We start from the raw sequence: 18,608 nt of genomic DNA on the forward strand, positions 1-18,608 counted from the left end.
CCCGCTGTGCCCTAGCTGCGGCGGCCCGTTCCGGCGCGTGCTCCCGGGCCGTCCCCGGTCGCGCCGGGGTCTCCTTCCGGCCGCGTCGCGCTGCCCGCCCGGCGGCCGGCCTCGCGCCGCATCCGGGCGAGCTTTTGCAGGCCGGAGAGGGCGCGCTGGCTGAGCGAGCCTTCCGCCATGGTCCCGTCCTCGCCCGGGGTGCCGGCCGCCAGGCCGGTGAGCAGTTCGAGTGCCTCGTCGATGTTCGCGACCGCCCACACGTGGAACTGTCCGGCGCGCACGGCCTCGACCACGTCGGCATGGAGCATCAGGTTGCAGACGTTGGCGCGGGGAATCAGCACCCCTTGCTCGCCGTCGAGTCCGCGCGCCTTGCACAGGGCGAAGAAGCCTTCGATCTTTTCGTTGATGCCGCCCACCGGCTGGACCACGCCGTACTGGTTCACCGAGCCGGTGACCGCGAGCGACTGGCGCAGCGGGGTGCGCGCGAGCGCCGACAGCAGCGCGGCGAGTTCGGCGAGCGAGGCGCTGTCGCCCTCGACGCCGCCGTAGGACTGTTCGAACACCAGGCTCGCCTTCAGCGACAGCGGCATCAGCCAGCCGAAGCGGGCGGCGAGGAAGGACGACAGGATCAGCACGCCCTTGGAATGGATCGGTCCGGCCAGGCGCACTTCGCGCTCGATGTCGATGACCTCGCCTTCGCCCACGCGCACGGTGGCGGTGATGCGCACCGGATGGGCGAAGCTGCTCTCGCCGAGCTGGACGACGGCGAGACCGTTGACCTGGCCGATGTGGCTGCCGGCGGTGTCGACCAGCATCTGTCCGCGCAGGATGGCGTCCAGGTACTGGCGGCCGATGCGCTCGTTGCGGCGGTGGTGGGCCTCGAGCGCGGCGTCGACATGTTCGCGTTCGATCAGCATGGAACCGGCGGTGGCAGCAAAATGGCTGGCTTCGTGCATGCGGTCGACGAGCGGCCGGGTGCGTGTGCTCAGGCGCTCGGCGTCGCCGACGAGGCGGGCGGCGTGCTCGATGAGGCGGGCGACCGCCGCCGCCGACAGCGGCCGCAGCCCCTGGCGCCGCGCCAGGGTGGCGAACAGGCTGGCATAGCGTGCGGTGCTTTCGGGGGTGCGTTCGACTTCGCTGTCGAGGTCGGCGTTGATCTTGAACAGCGCCGGAAACTCGGGGTCGAGCTGCGACAGCAGGTAGTAGAACATGCGCTCGCCGACGAGGACGATCTTGAGCCCGAGCGGAATCGGCTCCGGTTCGAGCTGCACCGTGCCGGTGACGCCGACCAGTTCGGCGAGGGATTCGATGCGCACCTTGTCGGCCATCAGCGCGCGCTTGAGTCCTTCCCAGGCGTAGGGCTGGGTCAGCAGCTTGAGGGCGTCCAGCACCAGGAAGCCGCCGTTGGCGCGGTGCAGGGCGCCGGCACGGATCAGGGTGAAGTTGCTGACCAGGGTGCCCATGTGCACGACGTGATCGATGCGCCCGACCAGGTTCTGCAGCGTCGGGTGGTCTTCGTAGACCAGCGGGCGGGCGCCGGTGGCCGGATTCTCCACCAGCAGGTTGACCTGGTAACGCTGCACCGAGATCGTGCCCGAATAGGTCACGCCCTCGCTGTCTTCGTCGGCATGCGGCGCGGCGCGCAGGGATTCGCCGCTGGCGATGACGTCGCGGTGTACCGCGTCGAGGTGTTCGAGCACCGCCGGAAGGTCGGTATGGCGCGCCTTGAGCTCGTCGATCATGTGGGTGACGGTGGTGCCGAGCGCCTCCTGGCCGGCCTCGCGTACCCGCTTCTGCAGTTCGCGGCGCCAGCGCGGGAATTCGTTCATCAGCTGCTGCATGCGGTCGTGCAGCAGCTTGATGTGCTCGCCCAGCTCCTGCTGGCGGGCTTCGGGCAGCTGGTCGAATTCTTCCTTGGCGAGGGTGTCGTCTTCGCCTTTCATCGGCACGAAGGCAAAGCCGTGCGGAGTGCGCAGCAGGGCCACGCCCCGCTGCCGGGCTTCGTCGCCGAGCGTGCGCAGCGCCTCTTCCTCGCGCTGCTTGGCCTCTTCCTGCAGCGCGCCGATGCGGGCGCGGTAGTCGTCGCTTTCGAACACCGAGCCGATCGCCGGAATCAGCTCTTCGACGAAACGCTGCATGTGGTCGCGGAACGCCGCTCCACGCCCGCAGGGCAGGCGCAGGACGGATGGCCGCGAAGGGTGGTTGAAATTCCACACGTAGCACCAGTCGGCCGGCGCCGGGCCGTGCGCGCGCTCGGCGGTGAGGAGCTGGTCGATCAGGGCGTGGCGTCCGCTGCCGGTCTCGCCGAGGATGAAGAGGTTGTAGCCGCCGTCGCGGATGTCGAGACCGAGGCGGATTGCCTCGACCGCGCGCGGATGCAGCTGCCCGGCGTCGATGTCGGCCAGTTCGGCGGTGCTGGCGAAACCGAGGATGGACGGCGGGCACGCGCTGTGCAGGCGTTCGGGCGGCAGTGCGGGCAGGGGGCTCAGCGGCGTGCTCATTGGCGTGCTCATTGGCGTGACCTCTACGGTTTCTTGCGTGGAGCATAACGTCTGTGCCGCGCGCGGGCCAGTGCGGTGATCCGGCACGCGGCGCTGCGGCCGGTGCCGTGCCAGCGCCTCAGCCGGCGCGCAGTGCGGGCAGGGGGGCGACCGTCCACCCCTTCGATTCGAGCGCCGCGCGCAGCATGTGCGCGCTCGTGGCCGCGCCTGGGCGGTCGCCATGGACGCAGATGCTGTCGATCGGTGCCGGCAGGAATTTGCCGCTCTGCGCGATGATGCCGCCGGCCTCGAGCATGCGCAGGACGTGGGCGACGAGCTTGTCGTGGTCGTCGATCATCGCCCCGGGGCGGTCGCGCGGCACCAGCGTGCCGGCATCGGTGTAGGCGCGGTCGGCGAAGATCTCGCCCGCGACGCGCAGGCCGGCGCGCTCGCCGGCACGGTAGAGCTCGGATCGCACCGGGGCGAGCAGGATCAGCTCCGGATCGATCGCCTTCACCGCGTGCGCCACCGTGGCGGCGAGCGTGGCATCTTCGCAGGCCTGGTTGTTGAGCGCGCCGTGCGGCTTGACGTGGGTGACGCGACCGCCTTCGGCGGTGGCGATGCCCATCAGCGCACCGACCTGGTAGAGGATCATCGCTTCGAGTTCGGCCGGGGCGATCTTCATCGGCCGGCGGCCGAAGCCCTGCAGGTCGGGATAGGCGGGATGGGCGCCGAGGCTGACCCCGGCGGCGAGCGCGGTGCGCACCGTGTGGCGCATCACCGCGGGGTCGCCGGCGTGAAAGCCGCAGGCGATGTTGGCCGAGCGCACCACCTGCAGCAGGGTGTCGTCTTCGCCCATCTCCCAGGCGCCGAAGGATTCGCCGAGGTCGGCGTTCAGATTGACTGTCTTGAGGTTGATCGTCTTGTTCATGCGGAGACCTCCGGTCGGTATTCGGCGCCGACTGCGTTGACGACGCCGCCGACCAGGTTGGTGGTGTACAAGGCCAGCAGGTCGATGCCATCGGCCGGCAGTGCGCGGATCGCGGCGATCAGGTCCCGGGTTTCCGCTTCCGCGGCGCGGGCGATACGGGTGCCCTCGGCGGCGCTCACGCCGATGAAGCGCAGGCTCTGGCCGGGACGCAGCGCGGCCAGCCGCCCGAGATCGGCGCCGATCACAGTGGCGATCTTGGGATAACCGCCGGCGGTGTGGGCGTCGGCGAGCAGCACGATCGGCTGGCCGCTGCCGGGAACCTGGATCGAGCCGGGCACGGTGGCATCCGACACGATCTCGGCGGCGCCGGCGTGTTCGAGCCCGGCGCCTTCGAGGCGGATGCCCATGCGGTCGGCTTCGGCGGTGACGCGGTAGTCGCCGCCCATCAGCGCTGCCCGCGCGGCCGCGCTGAAGTGGTCGTCCTGCGGACCGGGAACCAGGCGGATCGGGCCGGGGGCGGGCTCCGGCGGCCGGGGCAGCACAAGGTCGCTGCCCCAGGGGGCGGCATCGTCGGCGAGCGGCAGGCGCAGGCCGGCGGCGAGTGCGCGGCCGTCCACGCCGCCGAGGCCGGCGCGTGCGTAGGTGGCGACGCTGCCCATCACCGCCGGCAGGTCGAGGCCGACGACCGCGACCATCGCGATCCGTCCGTCGCCGAGCTTGCGGATGCGCAGGTGCTCGCCGTCGGCGAGCGTCACCGAACGCCAGGGGGCGAGCGGACGCCGTCCGTCGATGCCGTCGACTTCGAGCGCGGCGTCGCCGGCTACGGCGACTTTCACCGCGCCGCCGCGGGCCGCGAGGTGTAGGCCGCCGTCGAAGCATTCGATGAGCGGGGCGTCCTCGGCGCGGCCGGCGAGGGCGTTGGCGATGCGCATCAGGCGGCGGTCGAGTGCGCCGGCCCAGGGCACGCCGATGCGGCGGAAGCCGCGCCGGCCGCCGTCCTGGATCGAAGCGTAGGCGCCGGGGGAGAGGATTTCGAGTTCGGTGCGGGTGGCCACCGGACGGCCCTGGCGTCGCTGCGCGACTGCCTCCCCCGGGGAGGTGCGCGTGCTTTCCTGCGGGCGGGGCCGTGCGGGCGCGCTCCCTGTGGCGTTCTCCGCCGGCGGCGGAGCGGTCTCGAGCCACTGCATCGGGTCGAGTTCGCCCGCGCGCAGGCCGGCCTCGATGGCACGGCATGCGTCGGCGCTCACCGGGTCGAAGCACACACGGTCGCCCGCCGCCAGCAGCGAGGGGGAGGCGCGCCGGGCGTCGAACAGCGGCACCGGGCAGCGCCCGAGCAGGTGCCAGCCACCGGGACTCTCCCATGGGTAGATCGCCGTCAGCCCGGTGGCGATCGCCACGCTGCCGGCGGGCACGCGCACGCGCGGCTGCGTGCGGCGCGGCACGCGCAGCGGTGCGGGCAGGTCGCCCATGAACGGGAAGCCGGGCAGGAAGCCGAGCATGTAGACTCGATATTCGCGGCCGCTGTGCAGGGCCACCACTTCGGCCTCGCCGAGGCCGAGGGTTTGCGCGAGCTCGGCGAGGTCGGGCGCGGCCTCGCCCTCGTAGCACACCGGCAGGCGCCAGCGGCGGCCCGCGGCGGGGGGAGCGTGCTCGGCGGCGGCGAGCAGCGGCGGCAGCGCGGCGAGGAGGGCGTCGCGGTCGGTGACGAGGGGGTCGAAGAACAGCGTCAGCGAGCGGAAAGTGGGCATCGTCTCGATCACGCCGGCCAGCTCCCCGGCCTGCTGCAAGCGCCGGATCGCGGCATCGAGCGCATTGACCGCGGCCAGCAGGGCAGGGTCGATCGTGCTGCCGAATTCGATCGTCAGTGCGGCGTCGCCGGCGTCGAGGATGCGATAGCTCACCGGTGAGCTCCCTTGTCTGTGACTGCGTAGTGTCTGTGACTGCGAAGTGGACGCGGCGCGCGCCGCAACCGTTGATAACCGGGAAGGATGCATCCTGGCCGGCGGCTGCCCGTCGTTTCTGGATCGATCCTCCTCCTTCCTCTGCTGCAGTGCCGTCGGCCTGTGATGCACGACCGACTGTCGCCGGGCAGGTAAATCGTTGACGCGTGGGCCCTTGAAATCTGTGTAGGGCGTCCCTATTATTAGCACTCGTTGGCAGTGAGTGCTAACAGGCTTCGGCGGCTCAAGGGCCGCTCTACTGAAAGCCGCTGCGAATTTTCCCCGCGGGCGCTGCCCGCAGATCAATCAACCCAAACAGTTGAACCGTAGATAGGAGAGAACTCGATGAAAATCCGTCCCCTGCACGATCGCGTGATCGTCAAGCGTCTGGAAGCCGAACGCAAGACCGCCAGCGGTATCGTGATCCCCGACAGCGCCGGTGAAAAGCCCGACCAGGGCGAAGTGCTGGCCGTCGGCAATGGCAAGATCCTCGACGACGGCAAGGTCCGTCCGATGGCTGTCAAGGTGGGCGACAAGGTGCTGTTCGGCAAGTACGCCGGCCAGACCGTGAAGGTCGAAGGCGATGAGCTCCTCGTGATGCGCGAGGAAGACATCATGGGCGTGGTCGAGGCCTGAGCCTCCCCCGCATCATCCACCGCTAAGCGAAACAATTACGGAGTTCTGAAGAATGGCTGCTAAAGAAGTCAAGTTTGGTGATTCGGCGCGCGAGCGCATGGTTGCTGGCATCAACATCCTGGCCAACGCGGTCAAGGTGACCCTCGGCCCGAAGGGTCGCAACGTCGTGCTCGAGCGCTCGTTCGGCGCTCCGACCGTGACCAAGGACGGCGTGTCGGTCGCCAAGGAAATCGAACTGAAGGACAAGTTCGAGAACATGGGCGCGCAGATGGTCAAGGAAGTCGCTTCCAAGACCTCGGACATCGCCGGTGACGGCACCACCACCGCCACCGTGCTCGCCCAGTCGATCGTGCGCGAAGGCATGAAGTACGTCGCCGCCGGGATGAACCCGATGGACCTCAAGCGCGGCATCGACAAGGCCGTCATCGCCACCATCGAAGAGCTGAAGAAGCTGTCGAAGCCCTGCTCGACGAACAAGGAAATCGCCCAGGTCGGCTCGATCTCGGCCAACTCCGACGCCGATATCGGCGACATCATCGCTCGCGCGATGGACAAGGTCGGCAAGGAAGGCGTGATCACCGTCGAAGACGGCAAGAGCCTGAACAACGAGCTGGACGTCGTCGAAGGCATGCAGTTCGACCGCGGCTACCTGTCGCCCTACTTCATCAACAACCCGGACAAGCAGGTCACGATCCTCGAGAACCCGTTCGTCCTGCTGTTCGACAAGAAGATCTCGAACATCCGCGACCTGCTGCCGGTGCTCGAGCAGGTCGCCAAGTCCGGCCGTCCGCTGCTGATCATCGCCGAAGACGTCGACGGCGAAGCGCTCGCCACCCTGGTGGTGAACAACATCCGCGGCATCCTCAAGACCTGCGCGGTCAAGGCGCCGGGCTTCGGCGACCGCCGCAAGGCCATGCTCGAAGACATCGCCATCCTCACCGGCGGCCAGGTCATCGCCGAGGAAGTCGGCCTGACCCTGGAAAAGGCGACCCTGGAAGACCTCGGCCAGGCCAAGCGCATCGAGATCGGCAAGGAAAACACCATCATCATCGACGGCGCCGGCGAAGCCGAACGCATCCAGGCGCGGGTCAAGCAGATTCGCGTGCAGATCGAGGAAGTGACCTCCGACTACGACCGCGAGAAGCTGCAGGAGCGCGTCGCCAAGCTCGCCGGCGGTGTGGCGGTGATCAAGGTCGGTGCCGCGACCGAAGTCGAAATGAAGGAGAAGAAGGCTCGCGTCGAGGACGCCCTGCACGCTACCCGCGCGGCGGTGGAAGAAGGCATCGTCCCCGGCGGCGGCGTCGCCCTGCTGCGTGCCCGCGCCAACCTCGCCGGCCTCAAGGGCGACAACCACGACCAGGATGCCGGCATCAAGATCGTGCTGCGCGCGATGGAGCAGCCGCTGCGCGAGATCGTCGCCAATGCCGGTGACGAGGCGAGCGTGGTGGTGAACAAGGTCACCGAAGGTTCGGGCAACTACGGCTTCAACGCCGCCACCGGCGAGTATGGCGACATGGTCGAGATGGGCGTGCTGGATCCGACCAAGGTCACCCGCACCGCGCTGCAGAACGCCGCGTCGGTCGCTGGCCTGATGCTGACCACCGACTGCATGGTCTGCGAACTGGTTGAAGACAAGCCCATGGGCGGCATGCCCGACATGAGCGGCATGGGTGGGATGGGCGGCATGGGCATGGGCATGTAAACCCCTGTCCGCGTCCCGGCTCCGGCCGGGAGTCTGCTGCAACGGCGAAAGCCCCGCTCCGGCGGGGCTTTCGCCTTTTTGGTGCGCTCCGCACGGCGTGCGCCGCGGATGCCTCTCTGTGGCGAAGCATGGGATAATCCGACCTTTGTGGGATGGACCCTGAATCTATGCGCATCTTGTTGGCAGAGGACGATCCGGTCATCGCCGACGGCATCTGCCGCGCGTTGCGCCGTGGCGGCTGTGCCGTCGATCACGTGGGCGACGGGCTCGATGCGGATGCGGCAGTCAGCTCGCAGGCCTACGACCTGCTGATCCTCGATCTGGGCCTGCCGCGGCTGAACGGGATCGAAGTGCTCAAGCGCCTGCGCGCGCGCAAGTCGGTTCAGCCGGTGCTGATCCTGACGGCCCAGGACGGCGTCGATGACCGCGTGCGCGGGCTCGATGCCGGCGCCGACGACTATCTGACCAAGCCTTTCGCGCTGCCCGAGCTGGAGGCGCGGGTGCGCGCGCTGAGCCGCCGGGGCACGGGGCAGCCGCGCTGCATCGAGGTCGGCCGGCTCAGCTACGACCAGGCCGACCGTGTGGTCAAGATCGACGGCCAGGTGGTGGACCTGTCGGCACGCGAGATCGGCCTGCTCGAAGTCTTTTTGCTGCGGGTGGGGCGGCTGGTGAGCAAGGACCAGCTCGTCGACCACTTGTGCGGCTGGGGTGAGGAAGTGTCGAGCAACGCGATCGAGGTCTATGTCCATCGCCTGCGCAAGAAGCTCGAGGACAGCGGGATCCGGATCGTCACCGTGCGCGGCCTGGGCTACTGCCTGGAAAACCCCGATGCTGGCGCGGCGGCGAAAGCCTGAACGCGTTGCCGGCGGCGGGCGCAAGAGGACAGCGCCGAACTCGCTGTTCGGCGAGATCCTCGACTGGATGCTCGCGCCGCTGCTGTTCCTGTGGCCGATCTCGATCATCGTCACCCACAACGTCGCCGACAACATCGCCAATCAGCCCTATGACCTCGCCCTGGCCGACAGCGTGCGTGCGCTGGCGCGGCTGGTGGTCGTCGAGAACGGTGAAGTGGTGGTCCATTTTCCGGCGCCGCCGCGGGCGCTGTTCCGCGCCGACCAGGACGACGCGGTGTATTACCAGGTCGCCAGCCACGGCGGCTCGATCCTTACCGGCGACGTCGAAATCGGCCGCCCGCCCTTGCCGGAAACGCTCTACGGCGAAGAAGTCCTGTTCCGCGATGAAGTAATCCACGGCGAGGAGGCGCGGGTCGCCTACCGCTTTCTGCGCCCCGAGCCGGACGAGCGCGACCTGTTGGTGCTGGTGCAGGTCGCGGAAACCCGCAACAAGCGCACCGATCTCGCCTCGAAGGTGGTGACCGGTGTGCTCCTGCCCCAGTTCGCCATCATTCCGCTCGCGGTCGTGCTGGTGTGGGTCGGGCTCACGCGCGGCATCGCGCCCCTGAGCCGACTGCAGAGCATGATCCGGCGCCGGCGTCCGACCGACCTGTCGCCGATCGCGCCGGCCAGCGTGCCCGAGGAGGTCCGCCCGCTGATCATCGCCTTCAACGACATGATGGCGCGCCTGGAAGAGAACCTGCAGGCCCAGCAGCGTTTCATCGCCGACGCCGCACACCAGATGCGCACCCCCCTGACCGGGCTGAAGATGCAGACTGATCTGGCGCTGTACGAAACCGACCCGGAACAGCTGCACCAGTCGCTCGAACACATCGCCGAAAGCACCGACCGCGCCGCCCACCTGATCAACCAGCTTCTGTCCCTGGCACGTGCCGAGGCCAGTTTCGAGAAGCTGTATGCGGTCGAGCCGGTCGACCTGGAAGCCGTGGTGCGCACGGTGGCGCTCGAGCTCTACCCGCGCGCGCGGGCCAAGCAGATCGACCTCGGCGTCGAAGGGGGGCAGCACCTGCTGGTCGAAGGCAACCAGGTCCTGCTGCGGGAAATGGTCAAGAACCTGGTCGACAACGCAATCAAGTACACCCCGCGCGGCGGCCGCGTGACCGCGCGCACGCGCTTCGCGGGAGCGCCTATCCTCGAAGTCGAGGACTCCGGGGTCGGGATCGCGGAGGCGGACCGCGAGCGCGTGTTCGAGCGTTTCTACCGGGTGCTCGGCAGCGGCGAGGACGGCTCGGGCCTGGGGCTGCCGATCGTGCAGGAAATTGCCGAGTTGCACCGTGCGGTGGTGACCCTCGACGCCAGCCCCGGCGGGCGGGGCACGCTTGCGCGGGTCGTCTTCCCGCGCAGCCAGTTGCAGCCGCCACCGCCGGTGCATGGCGATTTCGCGTGATTCAGGGCTGTTGCCCCAATGCCGCCGGCGTGGCCGCTGCACAGCCGGTCTGCCGCCCGGCTATCCCGTTCGGGAGATCGAAAAAACTGGCATGAATGTTTGACCTTCGCGCGGAATTCGCTATAATGCGCGCTCCTCAGGCCAGTTAGCTCAGTTGGTAGAGCAGCGGATTGAAAATCCGCGTGTCCGTGGTTCGATTCCGCGACTGGCCACCAAGAATCATCAAGCACTTAGCCCAGCCCACAAAGCTGGGCTAAGTGCTTTTTGTGCCGTGTTCTGACATTTTTCCGTCAAAGGCACCGGTGGCCGATTGCGTTTGCATGCGCTCCAGTGCGCAGTTGCAGCGCCTGCCGGCGGTTCATCACCACCATGCGTGCCTTGCCCTATACGCAGCGCCTGCATTCACGGAGTTCCCTGTCTTTGCCCACGCCCCTCCTTATGCCCCCTTGCGTGCCGCGCAGAGGGGCGAATGGAAGCCATGAGAAGGATGTTGATACGTGCTTGTATTGATGCTATAAAAAGCACCACGAAAAAATCTTGGTGGATGAGATGGCGCACCTGATTCTGGCGGAAACCACCGCGAGCGTTTCCGAGCTGAAGAAGAACCCCATGGGTACGGTTGCAGCCGGCGAGGGGATGCCGGTGGCCATTCTGAATCGCAACGCGCCAGCCTTCTATTGCGTTCCCGCAAAGGCGTACGAAGCGCTGATGGACCGCCTCGAGGATTTGGAGCTGAATGCCCTTGCCGACGTCCGTGCCGGCCAGCGCGTCACCAGGGTCATGCTCGATGAGCTATGAGCTCGGGTTCGTCGATGAGGTCCTGGCTGAGTGGCGAAAACTCGATGGCAGCGTCCGAGAGCAGTTCAAGAAGAAGCTTGCCGAGCGCCTGGACACGCCGCGTGTGCCGGCAGCAAAACTCAGTGGGCATCCGGACCGCTACAAAATCAAGCTTTGCAGTGTTGGCTACCGCCTGGTCTATGAGGTGCGGGACCAGCAACTGATTGTGGTCGTCATTGCGGTGGGGAAGCGGGACCGCAATGCGGTGTACAAGGCGGCGGGCGTACGCTGACCAGGCGAAGTGACCATGCTTGCGGCGAAGTGGGTGCCGCACCGCGCAATGTGAAAGGGCGGGCTGACGGCAGGCCTCGAGTACTCAACAAAGCTCCTTAAGAGACTTTCAGTTTGCTTTATGTCTGGGGACGACCCGTGTGCCAGTCGGGGGCTGCATTGCGCGGCATTTCGAATGACTATAAATTCCGCCTATGATGAACGCCGCTTCGACGCAACGTGCCCGCACCCTGTTGATCGCCAATTTGTTGGGACAGATGGCTTTCGGCCTGCTGGCGATGACGATTTCCATCCCCTCGATGCAGGAGTGGGGGGCGATCTTCGGGTCGAGCCAGTCGAATGTCCAGCTTACCTTCAGCGCGTATCTGCTCGCGTTCGGTGGCCTGCAGCTGGTCTATGGGCCGCTGTCGGACCAGTTTGGGCGGAAAAGAATGCTGTTGGCGGGGTTGTCGCTGGCGGGCGTCGGTTCGGTCCTGGCTGCCCTGGCGCCTGACCTGGCAACCCTGACTGCGGCACGCGTGCTGCAGGGTGCGGGCAGTGCGGCAGGAATGGTGGTGGGCAGGGCGATGGTCCAGGATCTGTTCCACGGGCCGGAGCGCACCCGGGTGATGGCCTACGTCGGCATGGTGATGGGCCTGTGCCCGCCGCTGGCCACCATCGTCGGCGGGCAACTCCATGTGCGTCTGGGCTGGCAGGCCAATTTCGTGCTCATCGCCGTTCTTGCCGCTGTCCTGCTGTTGGCGGCCTGGCGCGGCCTGCCCGCTCCGCACAAGCCGGTTGCGGGCCGTCCGCACTGGTTCGTGAATATGCTTTCATCGTACTCACGCCTGCTCCGGGAGCCGGTCTTCCTGCTCTATGTGGCGATCCTGTCGATGACTACCGCTACGTTCTATGCCTTTCTCGGCGGCGCGCCGATCGTCCTCGGCAGCTACGGTGTCGGTCCCGAAGGCATCGGTTACTACATCATGTGCATACCGGCGGCGTACATCGTTGGCAATTACCTGACCACGCATCTGGTGCATCGGGCGCGGGAGGGGCTGATCATGGGGCTCGGCCAGATGTTCACGGTGGGCGGCATCGGCCTGATGCTTGCGCTCGGGCTGGCCGGGCTGAATACGCCGCTGGCCCTCGCCCTGCCGCTGCTGCTGCTGGGCCTGGGACATGGCTTTCTGATGCCGTCGACGCTCGCCGGCACGGTTGGCGTGCTGCCGGCGCTGGCCGGTTCGGCCGCGGCCGTGGCCGGTGTGCTGCAGCAACTGATGGGGGCGGTGGGCAGCTATGCGGTGGGGCTGTTCCCGCATCACGGAGTGGTGAATCTGGGGGTGCTGATGATGGCCTTTACCCTGTGCGCGGCGGCGGCGCAGGTGCTGATGCATCGCCGCCGTCCGGCAAGCGCAACCGGATAGGGCCGCTTCGCATGTTCGAGCGGGCTGCGCGCTTGGCGCCGAGCCCGCGGGGTGCGTACGGGCTTGGGCGTGGGCGTGGATTCGCCCGCGGGTTTGTTGCTATACTGGCGTCCGATTTCACCGGACGGGCCGACAGAGTGTCGGCCCGTTTTCGTTCGTGCTCCCGCTTTTCAGGTTGAAGTGGCTGATTCTGCTCAAGTTTTTTGCACTTTCCGCAGTGTTATAATGCGTCGGCTGTCGACGAGGCCGTTTTCTGCATGCAACTCTACGCTCTGGGTCTGAATCATCACACGGCGCCGCTCGCGATCCGCGAACGGGTCGCGTTTCAGCCTGAGCATCTGCAGCAGGCCCTGCACGGCCTCGCTCATGCCGACTCGGTGCGCGAAGCGGCGATCCTGTCGACCTGCAACCGCACCGAGCTTTACTTCGCCGCCGAGCAGCCCCAGCGCGTCGCCGACTGGCTGGCGCACTTTCACCACGTCTCGCTGAACGAAGTCTCGCCCTACCTGTACGCCTACCCGCAGCGTGACGCGATCCGCCACGTCTTCCGCGTCGCCAGCGGGCTCGATTCGATGGTCATCGGCGAGCCGCAGATCCTGGGCCAGGTCAAGGATGCGGCGCGCTTCGCGGAACAGGCCGGGACCCTGGGCGTGCTGCTGCACAAGCTGTTCCAGAGCACGTTCGCGGTGGCCAAGGAAGTGCGCTCGACGACCGCGATCGGCGCCAATACGGTGTCGATGGCGGCCGCGGCGGTGCACCTGACCGAGCGTATTTTCGGCCGTGTCTCCGATCAGCACGTGCTGTTCATCGGCGCAGGCGAGATGATCGAACTCTGTGCGGCGCACTTTGGCGGCGCCTGTCCGAAGTCGATGACCGTCGCCAACCGCACCGAGGAGCGCGCCCAGGCCCTGGCTTCGCGCTTCGGCGCGCGCACCTTGCGCATCGACCAGATCGGCGAGGCCCTGGCGCGCTTCGACGTAGTCGTGTCCTGCACCGCCGCGCCTCTCCCCCTGGTCGGTCTGGGCATGGTCGAGCGCGCGGTGAAGGCACGCCGCCACCGGCCGATGGTGATGGTCGATCTGGCCGTGCCGCGCGACATCGAGCCCGAGATCGCCGAGCTCGACGACGTCTTCCTGTACACCGTGGACGATCTCGCGCAGGTCGTCGAAGCGGGGATGGAGTCGCGCCAGCAGGCGGTGGTCGAGGCCGAGCAGATCATCGACTCGCGGGTCGACGGCTTCCTGCACTGGATGGCGGCGCGCGGCAGCGTGCCGACCATCCGCGCGCTGCGCGAACATGCCGAAGCCCTGCGCCAGGCCGAGCTCGAGCGCGCCCTGCGCCTGCTGGCGAAGGGCGAGGAGCCGCAGCGCGTGCTCGACGCCCTCTCGCACGGCCTCACCAACAAGCTCATGCACGGCCCCACGCGCTTCCTGAACCAGGCCGACGAGACCCGCAAGGCCGAGGCCGGGCGGCTCGTCGAGCAGCTGTTCAACCTGCCGTCCCACGGCTAGGGCGCTACGGCCGATTCTTTACCGCCTGCGCCCGGCGCAGGCCCTCCGGGCTGACTCCATGAAGCGAAGCATCCGCGACAAACTCGAACACCTCGTCCGCCGCCTCGACGAACTCGATCGCACACTCGCGGCCGGGGAAACGGCGAACGACATGAAACGGTTCCGCGAACTGTCGCAGGAGCGCGCCGAAGTCGAACCGGTGGTCGCCCTGTACCGGGCTTGCGCGCAGGCGGAGGCCGACTGCGCGACGGCGCGCGAGCTGCTCGACGATGCCGAGATGCGCGAGCTCGGCGAGCAGGAGCTGGCCGCCGGTGAAGCGCGCATCGTCGAGTTGGAGGAGGCGCTGCAGCGCGCGCTGCTGCCGCGCGACCCCAATGACGAGCGCAACCTTTTCCTCGAGATCCGGGCCGGTACCGGGGGCGACGAGGCGGCGCTGTTCGCCGGCGATCTGCTGCGCATGTACAGCCGCTATGCCGAGCGCCAGCGCTGGAAGGTGGAGATCGTGTCGGCGAGCGAGTCCGACCTCGGCGGCTACAAGGAAGTGATCGCCCGCATTGCCGGCGCGGGCGCCTATTCGAAGCTGAAGTTCGAGTCCGGCGGCCACCGCGTCCAGCGCGTGCCGGTGACCGAAACCCAGGGCCGCATCCACACTTCGGCGTGCACGGTGGCGGTACTGCCCGAAGCGGACGAAGTCGAGGCGGTGAACATCAACCCGGCGGATCTGCGCATCGATACTTTCCGCGCTTCGGGTGCCGGCGGCCAGCACATCAACAAGACCGATTCGGCGGTGCGCATCACCCATCTCCCGAGCGGCATCGTCGTCGAGTGCCAGGACGATCGTTCGCAGCACCGCAACAAGGCGCAGGCGCTGGCGGTGCTGGCCGCGCGCCTGCACGATGCCGAAGCGCGTGCGCGGCAAAGCGCCGAAGCGGCACAGCGCAAGAGCCTGATCGGCAGCGGAGACCGCTCCGAGCGCATCCGCACCTACAATTTTCCCCAGGGCCGGGTCACCGATCACCGCATCAACCTGACCTTGTACAAGCTCGATGCGGTGATGCAGGGCGAGCTCGACGAACTCGTCGACGCCCTGATCCTGGAGCACCAGGCCGAACTGCTGGCTGCGCTGGCGGGGGACGGCGCATGAGCGCGGCTTCATCCGGCGCCGCCCTGCCGCCCGCGGCGGCGCCCGACATCGCCGCGGCGCTGGCCTGGGCGCGCACGCACATTGAACCGCTCGATGCCCGCGTGCTGCTGCGCCATGTGCTGCAGTGTTCGGGGGCGCGCCTGGCCGCCTATCCCGAGCAGCGCCTGGCCGCTTCCGAGTGGGCGGCGTACCGCGGCCTGGTCGAGCGTCGCACGGCGGGAGAACCGGTGGCTTACCTCACCGGTACGCGCGAGTTTTACGGGCGGGAATTCCTCGTCACCCCCGCGGTGCTGATTCCGCGCCCGGAGACCGAGCTGCTGGTCGAACTCGCCCTTGCCCATTGCGCGGCGCGGCGCGGCGTGCGCGTGCTCGACCTGGGGACGGGCAGCGGGGCGCTGGCGGTGACGCTTGCGCTCGAACTCGATGCGCCCGACGTGGTGGCCGTCGACCGTTCGCGCGAGGCGCTCCAGGTGGCGATGGCCAATGCCGCGCGGCTCGGCGCCAGCGCCTGCTTCGTCCTCAGCGACTGGTTCGCGGCGCTGGGCGAGGAGCGCTTCGGACTCATCGTCGCCAACCCGCCCTACGTGGCGGCGGGCGATCCGCACCTGGCGCAGGGCGACGTGCGCTTCGAGCCGGTGACGGCGCTCGCCGCCGGGCCGGCGGGGTTCGACGACCTGGCCGCGATCGTGGGCGCCGCGCCGCGCTGGCTGGAGGACGGCGGCTGGTTGTTCCTCGAGCATGGCTACGATCAGGCGGCGGCGGTGCGCAGCCTGCTGCTCGATGCCGGTTTCGGCGCGATCGCTTCGTGGAAGGATCTGGCCGGCCTCGAGCGCGTCTCGGGCGGGCGCTGGCCCGGGCGTAAATGAAAAACCGCCGCCGGTCCGCCGTGGGGGGCGGGCCGGCGGCGGCTTGGTGGCCGTTTCGCCGGGCTCAGCTGCGGCCGACTTCGACCTGGGTCTCGACCTTCTGGCGCAGGCGGATATGCAGTTCGCGCAGCTGCTTCTCGTCGACGTCGCCCGGCGCATCGGTCAGCAGGCACTGGGCGCGCTGGGTCTTGGGGAAAGCGATGACGTCGCGGATCGATTCGGCGCCGGTCATCATGGTGACGATCCGATCGAGGCCGAAGGCCAGCCCGCCGTGGGGGGGCGCGCCGTACTTGAGCGCATCGAGGAGGAAGCCGAACTTGGCCTGCTGCTCCTCGGGGCCGATGGCGAGCGCCTCGAACACACGCGCCTGCACGTCGGCGCGGTGGATACGCACCGAGCCGCCGCCGATCTCCCAGCCGTTGAGGGCGAGGTCGTAGGCCTTGGCGAGGCATTCGCCCGGGTTGGATTCGAGCAGCTCGACATGCTCGTCCTTCGGGCTGGTGAAGGGGTGGTGGCAGGCGGTCCAGCGCTTGTCGTCCTCGTCGTACTCGAACATCGGGAAGTCGACCACCCACAGCGGGCGCCAGGCTTCGCCGGTGACGTAGCCCTTCTCGTGGCCGAGCTTGGTGCGCAGCGCGCCCATGGCGTCGTTGACCACCTTGGTCTTGTCGGCGCCGAAGAAGATCAGGTCGCCCGACTGCGCGCCGGTGCGCTCGAGGATGGTGGCGAGCGCCTTCTCGTGCAGGTTCTTGACGATCGGCGACTGCAGGCCGGCTTCGTTGGGCTGGGTGGCGTCGTTGACCTTGATGTAGGCCAGGCCCTTGGCGCCGTAGATGGCGACGAACTTGGTGTATTCGTCGATTTCGCCGCGGCTCAGGCTGTTGCCGCCGGGCACGCGCATCGCGGCGACGCGCCCGCCCGAGGTGGCGGGGCCGCTGAAGACCTTGAAGGCGACGTCCTGCACCGCGTCGGTGACATCGGTGAGTTCGAGGGTGACGCGCAGGTCGGGCTTGTCCGAGCCGTAGCGGCGCATCGCCTCGGCGTAGGTCATGCGCGGGAAGGGCGCGGGCAGTTCGACCTGGAGCGCTTCCTTGAACACGTAGCGGATCATCTCCTCGACCAAAGCGGTGATCTGGTGCTCGTCCATGAACGAGGTCTCGAGGTCGACCTGGGTGAATTCGGGCTGGCGGTCGGCGCGCAGGTCCTCGTCGCGGAAGCACTTGACGATCTGGTAGTAGCGGTCGTAGCCGGCCACCATCAGGAGCTGCTTGAACAGCTGGGGCGACTGCGGCAGGGCGAAGAACTGGCCCGGATGCACGCGCGAGGGCACCAGGTAGTCGCGCGCGCCTTCCGGCGTGCTCTTGGTCAGCATCGGCGTCTCGACGTCGATGAAGCCGGCGCCGTCGAGGAAGCGGCGGAAGGCCATCGTGGTCTTGTAGCGCAGCATCAGGTTCTTCTGCATCTGCGGACGGCGCAGGTCGATGACGCGATGCGTCAGGCGCACGGTCTCGGACAGGTTCTCGTCGTCGAGCTGGAACGGCGGCGTCGCGGCGGCGTTGAGGACCTCGATGTCGTGGCACAGGACCTCGATCTCGCCCGAGGTCAGGTTGGCGTTTTCGGTGCCGGCCGGGCGGCGGCGGACCTTGCCGCTCATCTTCAGCACGAACTCGCTGCGCACCGATTCGGCGATCTTGAACATCTCGGCACGGTCGGGGTCGCACACCACCTGGACCAGGCCCTCGCGGTCGCGCAGGTCGATGAAGATGACGCCGCCGTGGTCGCGGCGGCGATGCACCCAGCCGCAAATGGTGACGATCTGATCGAGGTCGGTGGCGGTGACTTTTCCGCAGTAATGGGTTCGCATAAACAGGAGTTCCGGCTGGGCGACGGCAGCGTGCCGTCAGGATTCAAGGAAGCGGGGAAAAGGGGGGGCTTGTCGGCGGTGGCCTTGTCCGTCGGAGAGCGTCATTCGTTGAGCAGGGCCGCCCGGCTGGCCGGCCGGCGCAGCGGGGGAGCGACCACTCCCATGGAGATGATGTACTTGAGCGCTTCATCGACGCTCATCTCCAGTTCGATGACGTCCGCCCGCGGCATCATCAAAAAGAAGCCCGAGGTCGGATTGGGCGTGGTCGGCACATAGACGCTGACGTAGTCGCCCTGCAGGTGATACGCCGCATCGCCGCCTGGCTGGCCGGTGAGAAAGGCGATCGTCCATGCGCCCTGGCGCGGGTACTGCACCAGCAGGGCCTTGCGAAAGGCCTGGCCGGTGCTGGAAAAAACGGTGTCGGAGACTTGCTTGACGCTGTAGTAGATCGACTTCACCACCGGGATCCGGGACAGCAGCGCTTCCCACAGCTGGACCAGCTTCTGGCCGAGCACGTTGGCTGCGACCAGGCCGGTGAAGAACACGATCAGCAGGCTCGCCAGCACGCCGACGCCGGGGATGTCGAGGCCGATGAAGTCGCGCGGGTGGAAACCGTTCGGCAGCCACAGCAGGATCGCGTCGAGCGTGCCGACGATCCAGGCCAGCACCATGAAGGTGATCGCCAGCGGAATCCAGATCAGCAGGCCGGTGATGAAGTATTTCTTCAATTGAGCGTCTCGGGCCCGCTGGGCGGGCCGT

Annotated in this window: 15 protein-coding genes and 1 tRNA gene; 11 read left to right on the forward strand and 5 right to left on the reverse strand. The window is 67.9% G+C overall.

Going from position 1 to position 18,608, the window contains the following annotated elements; all coding sequences use genetic code 11:
* Positions 1-11: 11 nt before the first annotated feature.
* The 3 genes from Tharo_RS05265 to pxpB form a co-directional block, all read right to left on the reverse strand.
* Positions 12-2,501 (reverse strand): Lon protease family protein, encoded by a 2,490-nt coding sequence (locus Tharo_RS05265; protein WP_107220296.1) that lies wholly within the window; start codon positions 2,499-2,501, stop codon positions 12-14.
* A gap of 118 nt (positions 2,502-2,619) precedes the next feature.
* Positions 2,620-3,411, reverse strand: a complete 792-nt coding sequence (locus Tharo_RS05270; RefSeq protein ID WP_107220297.1) for a LamB/YcsF family protein — start codon at positions 3,409-3,411, stop codon at positions 2,620-2,622.
* Positions 3,408-5,312: a 5-oxoprolinase subunit PxpB gene (gene pxpB, locus Tharo_RS17915; RefSeq protein WP_245881003.1), complete on the reverse strand. Its 1,905-nt coding sequence runs from the start codon at positions 5,310-5,312 to the stop codon at positions 3,408-3,410. Before pxpB ends, Tharo_RS05270 begins: the two co-directional genes overlap by 4 nt.
* A gap of 384 nt (positions 5,313-5,696) precedes the next feature.
* Here pxpB and groES point away from each other — a divergent pair, with 384 nt between their 5' ends.
* The 11 genes from groES to prmC all read left to right on the forward strand — a co-directional run bounded on the left by groES (position 5,697) and on the right by prmC (position 15,985).
* Entirely contained in the window at positions 5,697-5,987 is a 291-nt protein-coding gene (gene groES, locus Tharo_RS05285) for a co-chaperone GroES (RefSeq protein ID WP_004311482.1), read from the forward strand.
* 52 nt (positions 5,988-6,039) lie between these two features.
* Positions 6,040-7,689 carry a chaperonin GroEL gene (gene groL / locus Tharo_RS05290; protein WP_107220298.1) on the forward strand — a complete coding sequence of 550 codons (1,650 nt, stop codon included), beginning with the start codon at positions 6,040-6,042 and terminating at the stop codon, positions 7,687-7,689.
* Positions 7,690-7,856: 167 nt separating this feature from the next.
* On the forward strand, positions 7,857-8,543 hold the full coding sequence (locus Tharo_RS05295; RefSeq protein WP_075147443.1) for a response regulator transcription factor: 687 nt from the start codon (positions 7,857-7,859) through the stop codon (positions 8,541-8,543).
* Positions 8,518-9,990, forward strand: coding sequence for a sensor histidine kinase N-terminal domain-containing protein (locus tag Tharo_RS05300; protein ID WP_107220299.1), 1,473 nt, complete (start codon positions 8,518-8,520; stop codon positions 9,988-9,990). Before Tharo_RS05295 ends, Tharo_RS05300 begins: the two co-directional genes overlap by 26 nt.
* Before the next feature lie 139 nt (positions 9,991-10,129).
* Positions 10,130-10,205: transfer RNA gene (locus Tharo_RS05305), tRNA-Phe, on the forward strand.
* Positions 10,206-10,539: 334 nt separating this feature from the next.
* Positions 10,540-10,788 (forward strand): type II toxin-antitoxin system Phd/YefM family antitoxin, encoded by a 249-nt coding sequence (locus Tharo_RS05310; RefSeq protein WP_107222321.1) that lies wholly within the window; start codon positions 10,540-10,542, stop codon positions 10,786-10,788.
* A complete protein-coding gene (locus Tharo_RS05315; RefSeq protein ID WP_107220300.1) occupies positions 10,778-11,059 on the forward strand; it encodes a type II toxin-antitoxin system RelE family toxin in 282 nt (93 codons plus the stop codon). The genes Tharo_RS05310 and Tharo_RS05315 overlap by 11 nt, the downstream gene beginning before the upstream one ends.
* Positions 11,060-11,252: 193 nt before the next feature.
* The gene (locus Tharo_RS05320) at positions 11,253-12,464 is read left to right on the forward strand and encodes a Bcr/CflA family efflux MFS transporter (RefSeq protein ID WP_107220301.1); all 1,212 of its coding nucleotides are present in this window, start codon (positions 11,253-11,255) and stop codon (positions 12,462-12,464) included.
* Between the two features lie 257 nt (positions 12,465-12,721).
* Positions 12,722-13,975 (forward strand): glutamyl-tRNA reductase, encoded by a 1,254-nt coding sequence (gene hemA, locus Tharo_RS05325; protein WP_107220302.1) that lies wholly within the window; start codon positions 12,722-12,724, stop codon positions 13,973-13,975.
* 58 nt (positions 13,976-14,033) lie between these two features.
* Entirely contained in the window at positions 14,034-15,119 is a 1,086-nt protein-coding gene (prfA, locus tag Tharo_RS05330) for a peptide chain release factor 1 (RefSeq protein WP_107220303.1), read from the forward strand.
* Entirely contained in the window at positions 15,116-15,985 is an 870-nt protein-coding gene (gene prmC / locus Tharo_RS05335; RefSeq protein ID WP_107220304.1) for a peptide chain release factor N(5)-glutamine methyltransferase, read from the forward strand. The genes prfA and prmC overlap by 4 nt, the downstream gene beginning before the upstream one ends.
* A gap of 64 nt (positions 15,986-16,049) precedes the next feature.
* On the opposite strand, the gene aspS is transcribed toward prmC, so the two are convergent.
* Positions 16,050-17,849, reverse strand: coding sequence for an aspartate--tRNA ligase (aspS, locus tag Tharo_RS05340; RefSeq protein WP_107220305.1), 1,800 nt, complete (start codon positions 17,847-17,849; stop codon positions 16,050-16,052).
* Positions 17,850-17,950: 101 nt separating this feature from the next.
* Positions 17,951-18,577: a DUF502 domain-containing protein gene (locus Tharo_RS05345; protein WP_107220306.1), complete on the reverse strand. Its 627-nt coding sequence runs from the start codon at positions 18,575-18,577 to the stop codon at positions 17,951-17,953.
* Positions 18,578-18,608 lie beyond the last annotated feature (31 nt).

The organism is Thauera aromatica K172 (genome assembly GCF_003030465.1).
Taxonomy (GTDB): Bacteria; Pseudomonadota; Gammaproteobacteria; order Burkholderiales; family Rhodocyclaceae; genus Thauera; species Thauera aromatica.